The organism is Novosphingobium barchaimii LL02, assembly GCF_001046635.1.
GTDB lineage: Bacteria > Pseudomonadota > Alphaproteobacteria > Sphingomonadales > Sphingomonadaceae > Novosphingobium > Novosphingobium barchaimii.
Genome location: NZ_KQ130452.1, coordinates 951019 through 965990, shown reverse-complemented (window position 1 = coordinate 965990; position 14972 = coordinate 951019). Strand labels below are relative to the sequence as shown.

Sequence of the window (14972 nt, the reverse complement as noted above, 5' to 3'; positions counted from 1 at the left end):
CGTCAGCCGCCCTTGTTCGCTGGCGCGCCGGGAGCGCCGCCTTTGGCCCCGCCATCCTTCGGAGGCGCCACGGTCTGCGGGGCGGTGCTGGCCACGGCCTTGATCGCCGCACCCTGGCGCAGGCCGTTCAGTCCCTGAACGATGACCTTGTCGCCTTTGGCGAGGCCGGAGGTGATCACAGCGTTTTCGCCATAAGTGCGGTCTGCGATGACCTTGCGGCGCACGGCCTTGTTGTCGGCGCCGGCGAGCATGACGTAGGCGGTTCCGTCGAAATCGCGCTGGACCGCATTCTGGGGAACGAGGATCGCGTTGGGGTCTGACGCCTGGTCGAACATCGCAGTCACGAACATGCCGGGCAGGAGCAGGCCGTCGGGATTGGGGAAGCGGGCGCGCAGGGTTACGGTGCCGGTGGTCTGGTCGACCGTCACTTCGGAGAATTGAACCGTGCCGGTCTGCGGATAGCGGGTTCCGCCATCGAGCTGCAGGTGGACTTCGGTGCTGCCGGGCTGGACGCCGCCTTCAGCCAGCTTGCGGCGCAGCGCCACGAGGTCGGCCGCGGACTGCTGCATGTCGACGTAGATCGGGTCCATGCGCTGGATGACGGCGAGCGGATCGGTCTGGCTGGCGCTGGCAAGCGCGCCGACGGTAACCAGTGACCGTCCGATGCGGCCGCTGATCGGGGCGGGTACGGTGGTGAAGCGCAGGTTGATGCGCGCAGTATCCAGCGTGGCGGCGTTCTGGGCGATGGCGGCCTTGGCGACGCGCGATGCGGACAAGGCATCGGTGTAGTCCTGCTTGGCGACGGCCTCCATCTCGGCGAGCGGGCGATAGCGTTCAGCTTTGACGCCAGCGGCCTCCGCCGAAGCGCGGGCGCTGGCGAGGTTCGCCTGCGCCTGGTTCACGGCGGCGCGGTAAAGGCTGGGGTCGACCTCGAACAGAGGCTGGCCGGCTTTCACCAGGCTGCCTTCCGTGAAGAAACGCTTGCGGATGACGCCGTTGACCTGCGGGCGGACCTCGGAAGTCTCGAACGCGACGGTGCGGCCGCTCAGCGTGACGGCCATCGGAACGCTGGTGGCGCCGGCGACGATGTATCCAACCGCCGCGCCGGGCTTCTGGCCCGCATCCTTGTTCGATTCGCCCGAACAGGCGGAAAGGGCAGCGGCTGCAAACAGAACAACGGACAAGGGCCTGCCATGCCGCCAGCGGAGGGCCTTGGGGGGATAGATTTTCAAGTCGCACGCCTTCTAGGTCAGGTCTCGTTCTATTGAAGCAATGCCGCAGCCTCGCAAGCGTGCATTTCGCAGGTGCGACAATTTGCGACTAAAGATCAACATGCCGCGACATCTAACGATGTGGACGGCACATGGTCATCCAGAAAAGGCCTCAATAACGAGGTGATCTGCATAGCGATTTTTCAGGAACGGGGAAAGTGGTGCCCGAGGACGGATTCGAACCGCCGACACTGCGATTTTCAGTCGCATGCTCTACCAACTGAGCTACTCGGGCACTGCCTGCATGGTCGCTCCGAAAGGGAGTAACCAGCGGTTGGTGGCGGGCCTATGGCCAAGCCAGCGGAGCTTGGCAAGCCCTTGATGACGAGAAAATTTCAATCGTCCTGTGGATTGTCCTCAAAGCCAGGCGCATCGCTGGTCAGATCGGCAGGGTGGCCGGGCAGGGCATAACCATCTTCCAGCCACTGCAGGAGATCGCGGTCGCGGCAGCGCTTAGAGCAGAAGGGGGTATGCTCTGCCACGCGGGGTTTGCCGCAGATGGGGCATTTGCGTCCGGTTGTCGTCATGACGACAGCGCCTGCGCGAATCCGCCGCCAAGCGCAAGGGTGCGATCCTCGTTCCAGCGAAGCACGCGCCCGGTGCGGCGGGCAAGCTGGGCGAGCCACTCGTCCGTTGTGGCTGCGCGCACGGCGGGGTGGGCGGTAAGCAGCAACGCGCCCGGCTCGCTCACCGATTCGGCGCGGCGCAGCAGGAGGCGGGCAGCGGCGCCGGCGGGGTCCGCGCGCACGCGCTGCGCGATCGAGGGGCGTTGGAGGCGGGCGACCAGTTGGACGAAGCCGAAGCCGTTCATCGCCGTGCGTTGATGGGGCCAGTGGTCCAGCGCGGCGGCCAGCGCCTCGTCCACCGCGCGGCGGTCCTCTTTGCGTTCAAGCGACGGGAAGTCGATGCCGATCGACCCTGCAAGGTCGAGCCGCCCCACGGCGTCGGCGATCGCGGGCACGGCAGCCAGCGCCAGTGCGCGGGGGGGTAGGGTGCCGTCGATGTCGATCAGCGTCATGGCGGGCGTCGGCGTCACCACCAGGGAGCCGCCTTCGAAATCAATAACGCCGTCCAGCGCTTCGGCAATGATTTCCGGCCATGGGTCTTCGGGGAAGCGGCGCAGGGTGCGCACCGGGAGGCCGCCTGCCTGCAGGGATTGTGCGAGCGTCGGGGCCGGGCGGACAGGCAGGTCGCTGGCCCGGGCCTGCGCGCGCTTGAGGCGTCCGGTTTCGGCCATGGCGGCGCGGGTCACGATCACGCGCTGGCGGGCGCCTTGGCTGGCGGAAGTCGGCAGGCCGTCCACCAGGGCTTCCTCACCCGAATCGAAACGAACGGTGCCGCGCGGCGATCCGGCGCGGCGGGAAGTCAGAACGGCATCGGCCACTTCACCGGCGGCAAGGCGGCCGGGCCAGTCCAGCCGGGCGGCAAGGACCTGGCCGTCCTCTACCAGGATCGCGCGGGTTTCGCCGATCCCGTCCTCGATGAGCCATTCAGCCAAGGGCGAAGCCCGCCGCGAGCAGCAGCGCGCGCGTTTCGAACAGGGGGAGCCCGACGACGCCCGAGTGGCTGCCGGAAATAGATACGATGAGCCCCTCGGCGCTGCCCTGAATGGCATAGCCGCCGGCCTTGCCCTCCCATTCGCCGCCGGCGATGTAGGCTTCGATCTCGGCATGGCTGAGCTGCTTGAAGCGCACGATCGTCTCGCTCAGGCGTTCGCGCAGGGTGCCGTCGGGGCTGCGCAGCGCGATGGCCGAGAGCACACGGTGACGGCGGCCGGAGAGCAGCGCCAGGCAGGCGCGCGCAGTGGCCTCGTCCTCGGCCTTGGACAGGATGCGGCGGCCGCAGGCGACCACCGTGTCACCCGCCAGGACGCAGGCATCCGGCGCGCAGATGGCCAGCGCTTTTTCGCGGGCCATGCGGCGGGCATAGTCGCGCGGCACTTCGCGGGGCTGCGGGGTTTCGTCGATGTCGGCGGCTTCGATGGCGTCCGGCGTTATGCCAAGGCGGGCGATCAGTTCGCGCCTGCGGGGGCTGGCCGATGCCAGGACTAGTTGGGGCATCAGCTTTGGCACCAGTGTCGAGGGAAGGGGCTTCGCCTGTAGCGTTGCCGGGTGGCAGATCAACCGCCAAACTGACCGGGACCGCCGCGACCGGGCATGAAACGATAGGTAACGCGGCCCTTGGAAAGATCATAAGGCGTCAGTTCCACAAGAACCTCGTCGCCGACCAGCACGCGGATTCGGTTCTTGCGCATCTTGCCAGCAGTATGTCCCAGGATTTCATGACCGTTTTCCAACTCCACGCGAAACATCGCGTTGGGTAGAAGTTCGACCACGCGGCCGCGCATCTCCAGGAGTTCTTCTTTCGCCATTGGCGATCGGGTCCGTACCTTCCGGTGTGTCGCAAGTGGCATAACCAGCGCCTTGCCAAAATGGAAGCCTCGGCAAAGGGTTGGGAAATCCACAGGGGGCAGTTTTTGGGGTTCGGGCCTTGATGCCGGCCGACGTGCCCGGGAACTATACTTACGCAAGGGTGCGCGATGAAGTGCGGGGCGCTGCGCGGTCTTAATGCGCGTTTCCCGGTTCATCGCAGCGCAAGACAATTGCGACAAAATGATACGGCGCAGTGGCTTGTGGTTCGAATGAGCCCGAGGCAATGGGACGTCAGGGCGAGGAACATCGAATTTTGAACAAATGCTCTTGGCGGAGACTGCACTTGCGTTCCTTACCTCTGATCAGCCTGGTTGCATGTCTGGGCATGCCTGCTGTTGCGATGGCCGCGGAAGCGCCGGCGCCAATGGTCGAGAAAGACGATAAAAACGACGATTCGCTCGAAGTTCACGGCGACGAGATCCTCGTCATGTCGCCGCGCATCATCGGCCAGATCGACGTGCCGCAGCAACCGATCGAAGTATTCGACGAAGAGGACATTGCCTCCTACGGCGTAAGCTCGATCGAGGAACTGCTCGACGCGATCAGCCCGCAGACCGGTAGCGGACGCGGGCGCGGCGACGGTCGGCCGGTGATGCTGCTCAACGGCCAGCGCATCACCAGCTTCCGCGAGATGCGCAATATCCCGCCAGAGGCGATCCGCCGCCTTGAGGTGCTGCCCGAGGAAGTGGCGCTGCGCTTTGGCTATGCGGCGAGCCAGCGGGTGGTGAACATCATCCTCAAGAACGAGTTTGCCGCCGTCACCACCTCGGACGAGTACAACCGCCCGACGCGCGGCGGCTATGACAATTACGAGCTGGAAACCGGCCTGTTCAAAGTCGCCGGGCCGCGCCGCTACAACGTCACCGCCAAGCTTGACCAGACATCCATGCTGACCGAGGCGGAGCGCAACATCGAACAGGAAGCCTCGCGCGTTTCGAACGTCACCGGCGATCCCGATCCTGCACGCTATCGCAGCCTGGCGGCGAGCGATTCCGAATTTGTGCTGGAAGGCACGATGACTCAAGGCCTTGGTGATGGCGGCTTTGGTGGCTCGCTCACGGCGACGGGCGGTTACACGCGCTCGCAGACGACGTCGCTATCGGGTCTGGATGCCGTCACGCTGACCAACGGCGCAGGCGAAAACGCGCTGCGTACGCTACCTGATCCGCTTACCACCCGCTCGGTATCCGACACGTTCGAGGGCGGCCTCGGTTATTCGACGCTGATCGGGGAATGGCAGCTTAGCGCCACGTCCAACGCCACTTATGTCGATACCAATACCCGCGTCGATCGCAGGCGGGACACCTCTGCGCTGGCTGATGCGGCGCTGGCCGGAACGCTGGCGATAGACGGGGCGCTGCCCTTCGTGCCCGGCGCCGGGGTTGATGTCGCCACCACGCGCCAGCTGACGCTGTCCAACCTCGCGACTATCTCGGGCAAGCCGTTCCGCATGCCCGCGGGCGAGGCGAACCTGACCGTCAAGGCCGGATACGATTTCGACCGCTCGGTAAGCGAGGATACCCGTACAACCTTCGGCGCCGTCACTCTCAAGCGCGGCGACGTGCTGGGCGGCGTCAACCTGGCTCTGCCGCTGACCAGCAAGGGTGAGGATTTCCTCGGCGCGGTAGGCGATATCACCCTGAATCTGAGCGGCGGGCTGGACCACCTTTCCGATTTCGGCACGCTCAAGGACTGGAGCGCGGGCCTCACGTGGTCGCCCACCGACACTCTGACTCTTCAGGCCAGCTATATCGTCGACGAAGCGGCGCCCAAGCTGACGCAGCTGGCCGCGCCGACGATCCTGACCTACAATGTTGCCGTCTACGATTTCACCAAGGCGACCAGCGCATTGGTCAACGTGACCAGCGGCGGCAATCCCGATCTGAAGAAGGAAACGCAGCGCGACTGGAAGATTTCGGCGCAGTGGAAGCTGCCGTTCATGCAGCGCTCCAATCTTCTCGTCGAATATTTCCGCAACCGTTCGAGTGATGTGACGCAGGCGTTCCCGCTGCTCACCCCGGCGATCGAGTCGGCATTCCCCGGCCGCGTGACCCGCGACGGTGACGGCAACCTGATCGCCATCGACCGCCGCGCGGTGACATTCGACGAGGTCAAAAGCTCGTCGCTGCGCTGGGGTATCAATCTGTCCGGCAGTCTTGGCGGCGCTGGGTCGTCGGGTTCGGGCAGCGGCGAGGCCCGGGGCGGTTCCGAGGGCGCTTCGGCGCGGCGCAGCGCAGGCACCGGCGGGCCGGTCGTCGGGGCGACCGGGCCGATGCCGGGCGTCCAGACGCTGGGCGGGCAGACGCGGGAGGGGCAGTCTTCGGCGACGCCGGGCGCGCGTCCGTCCTTTGACCCCTCGCGCTTTGCGGCGATGCGCCAGCAGCTTTGCGCGCCCGGGGCCGGTGAGCCCGATCTTTCGAAGATTCCCGAACGTATGCGCGAGCGTCTCATCGGCGCGGACGGCAAGATCGACCCGGCCAAGCTGGCCGAATTCAAGACGCGCGCCTGCGCGGCCGAGGGAGCTGCCGGGCCGGGTGCGGGCGGTGTCCCCGATCCGCAGCGCTTCGAGCGACTTCGTACCGCGCTGTGTGCGGGTGGCAGCGGTCCGCCGGATGTTGCCAGCCTGCCTGACCGTATGCGGGAGCGGCTGATGGGCGCGGACGGCAAGGTCGATCCCGAGCGTCTGGCACAGCTGCGCCAACGGTTTTGCTCCGCCGATGGGACCGGGCAGGGCGCTGCGCCCGCGCAGGCGGGCGATACCATGCGCGAGATGCGCTTTGCGGGCGGTCCTCCTGCGGCGGAAGCCGGCGGTCCGGGTGGAACCCGCGCGGAAGGTTCCGGCGACAGAAGCGGCCCGCGCGGTGCCGGAGGCCCAGGCGGTCCCGGCGGCGGCATGGGTATGGGCCCCGGCGGGCGCGGCCCCGGCAGCCGCTGGAACATCGCGGTCTACCATACCTGGCGCTTTACCGACACGGTCCGCATCGCGCCGGGCGTGCCGATCCTCGATCAGCTCAACGGCGATGCCATCGGCGCAGGCGGCACGCCGCGCCATGCTATCGAGGCAGAGGGCGGGCTGTTCAAGAACGGCTACGGCCTGCGCCTGAAGGCCGAGTGGGAAGCACCTGCGAAGGTCAATGGCTCTGGCCAGCCGGGCAGTTCGGATCTGCGCTTCGGCAGCACGTTCGATCTTTCGCTGCGCATCTTCGCCGATCTGGGCCGCAACGAGGCACTCGTCGCGAAAATGCCGTTCCTCAAGGGCACGCGCCTTTCCTTCGTGGCCGACAACCTCCTCGATTCGCGTCAGCGCGTCACGGATGAGAACGGTGCGGTGCCGCTTGCCTACCAGCGCGCTTATCGCAATCCGCAGGGCCGCGTGGTCGGCATCGATTTCCGCAAGATGTTCTGAGGATATAGGACCGGCGGGTCTACCGATCCTTCGCGCCATGCCCTATCTGACGGGCATGGCGCGAACACCTGCCGGTACTCAAGGCACCCCCAATGGCACCGAACGCTTCAACGAGGAGCGCGCGGTTTCGAGCATACGCGGCTCTGAACAGCCCGATCTCCAGGCAGGGGTCGAGGTGATCCGCGACACCGTACGCACCCTGCCGGTCAAGCCCGGCGTCTACCGCATGCAGGATGCGCGCGGCGATGTGCTCTATGTCGGCAAGGCGCGGGCGCTGAAGAACCGCGTAGCCAACTATACGCAATGGGAACGCCTGCCCGGCCGCCTGCAGCGCATGGTCAGCCAGACACGCTCGATGACCATCGTCACCACCAATTCCGAGGCCGAGGCGCTGTTGCTCGAAGCGCAGCTTATCAAGCGCTTCCGCCCGCCATACAACGTACTGCTGCGCGACGACAAATCGTTCCCTTTCATCCTGCTGCGTACCGATCATGAATATCCCCGCATCATGAAGCATCGCGGCGCGCGGCGGCTGAAGGGCAATTACTATGGCCCCTTCGCCAGCGCCGGTTCGGTGAACACCACGATCAACGCCCTGCAGAAGCTGTTCCTGCTGCGAAGCTGCACCGACAGCTTTTTTGCCCGGCGCGACCGGCCCTGCCTGCTTTACCAGATCAAGCGCTGTTCGGCTCCGTGCGTGGGCCGCATAGACGAGGCCGGCTACGAGGAACTGGTGCGCGAGGCGAAGGACTTCCTCGGCGGCAAGTCCAACGCGGTGCAGCGCAAGATCGAGGTGCAGATGGCGCAGGCCGCGCAGGATCTCGATTTCGAGCGCGCGGCTATGCTGCGCGACCGCCTGCGCGCCGCCACGTTCATTCAAGGCAGTCAGGCGATCAATGCCGAAGGCGTCGACAACGCTGATATCTTTGCGATGGCAACGCATGGCGGGCAGGTGGGCGTGCAGGCGTTCTTCATCCGCGGCGGCCAGAACTGGGGCCACCGCGCGTTCTTCCCTTCCCACACCGAGGGGTTGAGCGAGGAGGAAGTGATGCAGAGCTTCCTTGCCCAGTTCTATGAGGAGGTGCCCCCGGCGCGCTGTATCCTGATCGACCGCGAACTGCCCGAGGCGGATCTTCTGGCCGAAGCCCTGCGCGAAGGGGCGGGCGGCAAGGTGGAAATCTCGGTCCCCCAGCGGGGCAGTCGCCGGCAGCTGGTTGCGCAGGCCACGCGTAACGCGGTGGAGGCCCTCGAACGCCGCCTTGCCGAGCGGGGTACGCAGGCCAGGACCCACCGCGAAATGGCAGAGTTCCTCGAACTGCCGGACATACCGCAGCGGATCGAGGTCTACGACAACAGCCATATCCAGGGTACGCAAGCCGTCGGCGCCATGATCGTCGCCGGGGCTGAGGGTTTCATCAACAACCAGTACCGCAAGTTCAACATCAAGACCGCGCAGAGCGACGACGACTTCGCAATGATGCGCGAGGTCATGACCCGCCGTTTCGGCCGGGTGCAGGAGGAAGACCCGGAACGGCAGGGCGGAACCTGGCCCGATCTCGTCCTTATCGATGGCGGTAAGGGGCAGATGAACGCGGTGAAGGATGCGCTGGAGGAACTCGGCATCGAGGACGTGGCGCTGATCGCCATCGCCAAGGGCCCGCATCACGGCCGCGAAGGGCGCGAGGTGTTCCACTTCCCTGATGGCCGCGAAAAGATGCTGCCGGTCAATTCGCCGGTGCTGTTCTATCTTCAGCGTCTCCGCGACGAAGTCCATCGCTTCGTCATCGGCGCCCACCGCGCCAAGCGCAGCCGAGCGATCAGCGCCAGTCCGCTGGATGAAATCCCCGGCATTGGCCCGGCGAGGAAGAGAGCGCTATTGCTGCATTTCGGCACGGCGGGCAAAGTGCGCGCGGCCAGCCTGGAAGATCTTCAGCGTGCACCGGGGGTAAGCGTAGCCGTCGCTCAAACGATCTACGACTTTTACCACCCGCGCGGATAAAACGGCTTTCCGGTCATGCGGGGCGCAGCTTCGCGGTCGTGATATGCCAGCCTTGCGAGATGCCCATGCCGCGATTGATCTGGCGCAGGTCGTAGCTGCCGGTGAAACGCTGGTGTCTGCCATCGTCCAGTTCGGCGTCGATCGTTACAGGCACCGTCACATAAATCGACCCGGCGCCGCCCTCGATGCTTGAGACCTTGCCGATCTCCACATGGGTTCGGCGGGTCTGGGCGTAGCCGCTGGCGAACTGGTCAAGCGTCTGCGCGGGATTGCCGTCTGGCCCCCATAGCGACCATGCTGCGGCATAGTCACGCGCGTTGACGGCATCGTAGAAGCGCCGGACAAGGTCGGCAGCGGCCTCGCGGCCAATGGGATCCGAAGCGCAAGCAGGTGTCTTTACGAAGTCTTCGCCAAGGATAGCGCAGCCGCGCGCGACTTCGTTGCGGATCATGGCGCAGGAGTTTTCCGCGTTGCACGGCGGGCGCGTAGCGGGCGATACGGCCCGGCACTGCGCGACCAGCTTGCGCGCGGCGCTCTCGCCGATGTCCGCCGCGCAGGATAGGGGGGCGGAGGATGAAGGTGCCTGGATAGCGGTCGCCGGCTTCTCCTGGACCGCGAGGCTCGACGAAGATGATGGCGACGCCAGCTCGCTGGTCGCGGCATCGCCGCTTAGCTCGGCGGACTTGCTGGAGGGCGCCGGTGCGGGCTGCTCGCCGCTATCGCCGCACCCGGAGGCGACCAGCGCGAATATGCCCAGCAGCGGCACGGTCAGATGGTTGGAAAATCTCATCCGGCAATCCTCATCGTCATCCCGGCCTGTGCTGTCGGCCTGCGATCACAACGGAAAAGCCCAGGCCATGTTCCTGCAGCCGCGTCGAGCAGCGGAGTCGACGCGGCGGATGCAGCCCTTGGTGAGGACTCAGTTCTTGGGGACGGGCTGCCTTACGTCGGGCTCGGACTTGAAGGCCAGTTCGCCGTCGTCCTTGCCTTTTCTCTTGCCGCTCTTGGCCTCCTTCTTTTCCGCACTCTTTATCTCGTCGAGACGCGCCTGAACGACGCTGGCGGGCGCGGGCGATGCCGGATAGCGGCACCCCTTCGCCTGGCCCAGGCCCTTGAGATATCCGCGCCGGGTGAGGCCCGCCTGGATCGCCGCGTTGACCTTGCGGTCCTGCGCGTTGGCGCCCGAGACTTCGCGGATAAGGCCGCGGAAGGGGATAAAGGACGCGACCACCCACTTCCCCACGCGGCCAGCGCTTATCCGGTCACGTTCAGCTTGAGGCAGATCGATGTCGGGCCCCAGTACTTCGTCCAGTTCCTGAATCGCGCCAGCGATCTGGCGGCACTTGCCCAGCCCCGCCATGGCATAGGGCTGCGCGGTCGCCTTCACCAGCAAAGGCGGAATCTCGCCATCGCGGCCCACGTTAAGATCGTTCATCGGGGTCTTGGCGACATCCACGGCGTCGGGATCGCGGTTGGTGATCGCCTTGTCGTCCTGCCGTGCGATTGCGGGCGTCGCGAGAATTCCCGCGACGATGACCGCGTTGAGCCAGTATTTGCGCATCCCTGTATCCTTCTGTCCGTTCCGGCGCGGCGACCTCCGAATTGGAGCCGCCCGATCGAACCGCGCCGCGTATCTGCAGGTCGACCGGACCTGCGCAAGTTCATTTCATTCACGTGAACGTGTCACACGCGTCCTCGTTCCCGGTATCCAGGCCACGTTTCAGCCAGCGCATGCGTTCGGCGCTGGAACCGTGGGTGAAGCTCTCGGGGCTGACGGCCTGGCCGGAATTTTTCATTAGCGTATCGTCGCCGATGGCGCTGGCGGCGGTAAGGCCTTCTTCCATATCGCCCGGCTCGATCAGTTCGCGGTTCTTGCCCGCCCATACACCGGCATAACAGTCTGCCTGAAGTTCCATCTTCACTTGAAGCGCGTTGGACTGCGAGGGACTGCGCTGCTGCGCCTGCCGGACCTGCGCATTTATGCCCTGTAATTGCTGCAGGTGGTGGCCGTATTCATGGGCCATCACGTAATATCGGGCGAAATCGCCCTTGGCGCCCAGTTCCTTGTCGAGCTGGTCGTAGAAACTGGTGTCGATGTATATGCCCTGGTCTGCCGGGCAGTAGAACGGGCCCATGGAACTCTGCGCTGCTCCGCAGCCGCTGCGCGTGCCGCCTTTGTAAAAATTCAGGGTCGGCTGTTCAAAGGAGATATTCGCCTTCTGGAACAGTGGCTGCCAGGTGCGGTTGAGCGAATCGAGCGCATTGCAAGATTCGGTCGCATAGGCATTCTCGGTGCAATATTCCTCCACCGTCTTGGGCGGGGCAGCCGGTGCAGACGTGGATGTCTGTTGCTGTACGTTTTGCAGCGAGCCAAGCATCTGACCGGGATCGACCCCGAAGACCAGCGCACCGATCAGCACGATCACGATGGTGCCGCAGCCCATCTTTCCGCCGCCGCCGCCGGGAAAACCACCGCCGCCCCCACCGGAGACGCGGATGTTGCTGGGATCGAACCTGGTTAGCCTCATCGGTGAATAGTCCTTCCCTCTGTTCCTGCCGCACTAAACCTTCTTGCAGCGGGCTGATCAATTCGCAATCGCCGCCACTGTTCCGCCCCACGTGCGCAGCACGGTGACTGTTGCTCCATCGCGTCATGTGAGGATGGCGCGGTTAAAAATGATGCGAAGTGCCCGCAGCGGCGGAGATTTTTCAACCGTTGCCGATTTTGTGTCGTATAGGTGCGGGACGATGAAGGCGGGTGCTTTTACAGCAGGGGCATGGGTTTGGAGAACGGCTGCGGGCTTGGCGCTTGCAGCTGCTCTGATACCTGTGTCGATGATAGCCGCCAGCGTCAGCCGCGCCGACCGCGAGATCGAGGCCCGGCTGCGCGCGCATATCGACATTCTCGCCAGCGACGATTTTGACGGCCGCGAACCCGGCACCGAGGGCGAGGCGAAGACCCTTCGCTACCTTGCCCGGCAGTGGTTCGACATCGGCCTGGTTTCGGGCACCAACGATCCTGGTAACGAGTGGTTCGCACCCGTCACTCTTGTCGCCCGCGAACCCGAGACGGGCACCGCGCAGTTTCTGCGCCGGGGTTACCGCACGACGATCGCACCCAAGGATGTGCTGGTCCTGACATCGGGCAAGCGCAGTCTTGTGCGCAATGCGCCGCTGCTGTTCGTGGGCAAGGCCCGCAGCCAGGACTTTTCGCGCACCGAACTGGCGGGCCGCATCGCGGTCGTGCTCGATGGCGATACGCCCGACAGCGCCCGGCAGAACGATCTGCTGACGCAAGGCGCCTCCGCGGTGCTGACTGTGTTGGATGGGGAGCGCAGCCTTGAGGAAGTCGCCGCGCGGCGGCAGCGCACCGGCTATGCCCTGTCAGAGGATTCGCTGGGCGGCGATCTCGAGGCTTTTGTCGGCCGCGCGACGATGGAGACGCTGCTCAAGGGTACGGCGCATAGCCTTGCCTCGCTGGAAGCGGCGGCGGCCGCCCCCGATTTCGTGCCGATCATGCTGGACGTTACCGCCTCACTGGAAGCCAGTACGAACGAGACGACGATCCGCACCCACAACCTCATCGGCAAGCTGCCGGGCCGCAACAGGCAGGCGGGCGCAGTGATGTTCGTGGCCCATTGGGACCATTTCGGAGAATGCGGAGAAGCGCCTGCCGAAGATGTGATCTGCAATGGCGCGATAGACAATGCCAGCGGCGTCGCGGCGATGACCGAGATCGCTCGCCGGCTGGCACGCACTCAGCAGATGGACCGCGACGTTTATTTCCTCGCCACCACCGGTGAGGAACTGGGCCTGTTGGGCGCTCATGCCTTTGCCGAAGAGCCGCCGCTCCCGCTGGAAAAGATTGTCGCTGCCTTCAACATCGATTCGATCGCGATCGCCCCGCGCAAGACGCCTTTCGCCATCGTCGGGCGCGGCATGACCGGGCTGGACAAGGATATTGCACGCGTCGCCAAGGCCGAGGGCTTCAAGCTGCGCGAAAACGACGAGGCCAACGAATTCGTCAAGCGGCAGGACGGCTGGGCCTTGCTACAGCACGATATTCCAGCGGTAATGGTCACGACGGCTTACGGTGACATCGACCGGATGCGCGCCTTTTTCGACACCGACTATCACCGCCCCAGCGACGACCTTTCGCACCCGCTTCTGCTTGAGGGCGCGGTCGATGATGTCAAGATGCTTACCGCGCTTGGCCGATGGTTCGGGGATGCCCGCAGGGTTCCGGTTGCAGGCCCATCCGCGAAAGCCGCGGTAAAGTCACCCGCCGCCGCGAAATGACCCCCTAGCGCCCGGGGGTGCCTTTGATTACATGGGCCGCCACGATTCTCCCCGCAAAGGCATTGGTGGCGCACATGGATATCCAGCTCGGACTTACTTTCGACGACGTGTTGCTGCGTCCAGCAAAGTCCGACATCGTGCCTACCCAGGCCGATACCCGTACCATGCTGACCCGCACCATCGGGCTTAACATTCCCGTCATCTCCTCGGCGATGGACACCGTGACCGAGGCGGACATGGCGATCGCCATGGCGCAAATGGGCGGCATCGGCGTACTTCACCGCAACCTCACCATCGAGGAACAGTGCGCCGCCGTCCGCCAGGTCAAGCGTTTTGAGAGCGGTATGGTGGTCAACCCAATCACCATCGATCCCAACGCCACGTTGGGCCAGGCGCAGGCGCTGATGATGGCCAACAAGATCAGCGGCATTCCGGTGGTCGAGGCTTCGGGCCGGCTGGTGGGCATCCTTACCAACCGCGACGTTCGCTTCGCTGACAACCCGATGCAACCGGTGCGCGAACTGATGACGCATGAGAACCTTGCGACGGTGGGCATCGGCGTCGGCAAGGAAGAGGCGCGTCGTCTGCTGCACCAGCGCCGGATCGAAAAGCTGCTGGTCGTCGATGAAGGCTTCCACTGCGTGGGCCTGATCACCGTCAAGGACATCGAGAAGGCCGTAACGTACCCGGACGCAACCAAGGACGGCGCCGGCCGCCTGCGCGTTGCCGCCGCCACCACCGTGGGCGACAAGGGCTTCGAGCGCACTGAGGCGCTGCTCGCCGCCGAGTGCGACGTGGTCGTCATCGACACCGCACATGGCCACAACAAGGACGTGGCGCTGGCCGTCGAGCGCGTTAAGCGCCTGTCGAATTCGGCGCAGGTCATCGCCGGCAATGTCGCCACCGCCGAGGCAGCGCGCGCTCTGATCGATGCCGGTGCGGACTGCATCAAGGTGGGCATCGGCCCGGGTTCGATCTGCACCACGCGCATCGTCGCGGGCGTCGGCGTGCCGCAGCTGACCGCCGTCATGGAAGCCGCCGAGGAAGCCGACAAGTCCGGCGTTCCGGTGATCGCCGATGGCGGCCTGCGCACTTCGGGCGACGCTGCCAAAGCACTTGCCGCTGGTGCCTCGACGATCATGGTCGGCTCGATGCTGGCCGGAACCGAGGAAGCGCCGGGCGAGACGTTCCTCTACCAAGGCCGCGCCTACAAGTCGTACCGCGGCATGGGTTCGGTGGGCGCGATGGGCCGGGGTTCGGCCGACCGCTATTTCCAGGGTGACATCAAGGACCAGATGAAGCTGGTGCCCGAGGGTATCGAAGGCCAGGTGGCCTACAAGGGCCCTGCGCGCGACGTGATCCATCAGTTGGTCGGCGGCATCAAGGCGGCAATGGGTTACACTGGCTCGCCAACCATCGACGACATGCGCCGCAACTCGAAGTTCATCCGCATCACGGGTGCGGGCCTTCGCGAGAGCCACGTTCACGACGTGACGATCACCCGCGAAGCGCCGAACTATCCCACGCGCTGATAAACCGACTTTCCTCCCCGAACCGGGGGAGGG

At 65.2% G+C, this 14972-nt stretch carries 12 protein-coding genes and 1 tRNA gene; 4 read left to right on the top strand and 9 right to left on the bottom strand.

Going from position 1 to position 14972, the window contains the following annotated elements; translation table 11 throughout:
- Nucleotides 1-2 precede the first annotated feature (2 nt).
- From V474_RS04905 to infA, 6 genes are all read right to left on the bottom strand, one after another.
- Entirely contained in the window at nucleotides 3-1184 is a 1182-nt protein-coding gene (locus V474_RS04905; RefSeq protein WP_059150359.1) for an efflux RND transporter periplasmic adaptor subunit, read from the bottom strand.
- 246 nt (nucleotides 1185-1430) lie between these two features.
- Nucleotides 1431-1506: transfer RNA gene (locus tag V474_RS04900), tRNA-Phe, on the bottom strand.
- Between the two features lie 100 nt (nucleotides 1507-1606).
- Nucleotides 1607-1798 (bottom strand): DNA gyrase inhibitor YacG, encoded by a 192-nt coding sequence (locus tag V474_RS04895; RefSeq protein ID WP_059150358.1) that lies wholly within the window; start codon nucleotides 1796-1798, stop codon nucleotides 1607-1609.
- Entirely contained in the window at nucleotides 1795-2769 is a 975-nt protein-coding gene (locus V474_RS04890; protein ID WP_059150357.1) for a ribonuclease E/G family protein, read from the bottom strand. Before V474_RS04890 ends, V474_RS04895 begins: the two co-directional genes overlap by 4 nt.
- A complete protein-coding gene (locus V474_RS04885; protein ID WP_059150356.1) occupies nucleotides 2762-3331 on the bottom strand; it encodes a Maf family protein in 570 nt (189 codons plus the stop codon). The genes V474_RS04890 and V474_RS04885 overlap by 8 nt, the downstream gene beginning before the upstream one ends.
- Nucleotides 3332-3390: 59 nt before the next feature.
- Entirely contained in the window at nucleotides 3391-3642 is a 252-nt protein-coding gene (gene infA / locus V474_RS04880) for a translation initiation factor IF-1 (RefSeq protein WP_059150355.1), read from the bottom strand.
- Between the two features lie 386 nt (nucleotides 3643-4028).
- Between infA and V474_RS04875 the strand changes: the two genes are divergently transcribed.
- Together V474_RS04875 and uvrC are read left to right on the top strand one after the other, a co-directional pair.
- Nucleotides 4029-7109 carry a TonB-dependent receptor domain-containing protein gene (locus V474_RS04875; protein ID WP_236710658.1) on the top strand — a complete coding sequence of 1027 codons (3081 nt, stop codon included), beginning with the start codon at nucleotides 4029-4031 and terminating at the stop codon, nucleotides 7107-7109.
- Nucleotides 7110-7146: 37 nt separating this feature from the next.
- Nucleotides 7147-9108, top strand: a complete 1962-nt coding sequence (uvrC, locus tag V474_RS04870) for an excinuclease ABC subunit UvrC (RefSeq protein ID WP_059150353.1) — start codon at nucleotides 7147-7149, stop codon at nucleotides 9106-9108.
- Nucleotides 9109-9121: 13 nt separating this feature from the next.
- Here uvrC and V474_RS04865 read toward each other — a convergent pair whose 3' ends face one another.
- The 3 genes from V474_RS04865 to ypfJ form a co-directional block, all read right to left on the bottom strand.
- On the bottom strand, nucleotides 9122-9898 hold the full coding sequence (locus tag V474_RS04865) for a Cif family virulence factor (RefSeq protein WP_059150352.1): 777 nt from the start codon (nucleotides 9896-9898) through the stop codon (nucleotides 9122-9124).
- A 129-nt stretch (nucleotides 9899-10027) separates the two neighbouring features.
- Entirely contained in the window at nucleotides 10028-10669 is a 642-nt protein-coding gene (locus tag V474_RS04860) for a hypothetical protein (protein ID WP_059150351.1), read from the bottom strand.
- Between the two features lie 109 nt (nucleotides 10670-10778).
- The gene (ypfJ, locus tag V474_RS04855; protein WP_059150350.1) at nucleotides 10779-11636 is read right to left on the bottom strand and encodes a KPN_02809 family neutral zinc metallopeptidase; all 858 of its coding nucleotides are present in this window, start codon (nucleotides 11634-11636) and stop codon (nucleotides 10779-10781) included.
- Nucleotides 11637-11856: 220 nt separating this feature from the next.
- On the opposite strand from ypfJ, the gene V474_RS04850 reads away from it, so the two are divergent.
- Nucleotides 11857-13407, top strand: a complete 1551-nt coding sequence (locus V474_RS04850; RefSeq protein WP_082699589.1) for a M28 family peptidase — start codon at nucleotides 11857-11859, stop codon at nucleotides 13405-13407.
- Between the two features lie 74 nt (nucleotides 13408-13481).
- Complete coding sequence (gene guaB / locus V474_RS04845; protein WP_059150348.1) at nucleotides 13482-14939, top strand: IMP dehydrogenase; 1458 nt, start codon at nucleotides 13482-13484, stop codon at nucleotides 14937-14939.
- Nucleotides 14940-14972: the final 33 nt, after the last annotated feature.

What these genes read in the sequence shown, in the direction of transcription:
- ypfJ (WP_059150350.1), bottom strand. Translation starts at nt 11,636, where the DNA reads ATGAGGCTAACCAGGTTCGATCCCAGCAACATCCGCGTCTCCGGTGGG.
- V474_RS04895 (WP_059150358.1), bottom strand. Translation starts at nt 1,798, where the DNA reads ATGACGACAACCGGACGCAAATGCCCCATCTGCGGCAAACCCCGCGTG.
- guaB (WP_059150348.1), top strand. Translation starts at nt 13,482, where the DNA reads ATGGATATCCAGCTCGGACTTACTTTCGACGACGTGTTGCTGCGTCCA.
- V474_RS04875 (WP_236710658.1), top strand. Translation starts at nt 4,029, where the DNA reads ATGCCTGCTGTTGCGATGGCCGCGGAAGCGCCGGCGCCAATGGTCGAG.
- infA (WP_059150355.1), bottom strand. Translation starts at nt 3,642, where the DNA reads ATGGCGAAAGAAGAACTCCTGGAGATGCGCGGCCGCGTGGTCGAACTT.
- uvrC (WP_059150353.1), top strand. Translation starts at nt 7,147, where the DNA reads ATGCCCTATCTGACGGGCATGGCGCGAACACCTGCCGGTACTCAAGGC.
- V474_RS04865 (WP_059150352.1), bottom strand. Translation starts at nt 9,898, where the DNA reads ATGAGATTTTCCAACCATCTGACCGTGCCGCTGCTGGGCATATTCGCG.
- V474_RS04885 (WP_059150356.1), bottom strand. Translation starts at nt 3,331, where the DNA reads ATGCCCCAACTAGTCCTGGCATCGGCCAGCCCCCGCAGGCGCGAACTG.
- V474_RS04860 (WP_059150351.1), bottom strand. Translation starts at nt 10,669, where the DNA reads ATGCGCAAATACTGGCTCAACGCGGTCATCGTCGCGGGAATTCTCGCG.
- V474_RS04850 (WP_082699589.1), top strand. Translation starts at nt 11,857, where the DNA reads ATGAAGGCGGGTGCTTTTACAGCAGGGGCATGGGTTTGGAGAACGGCT.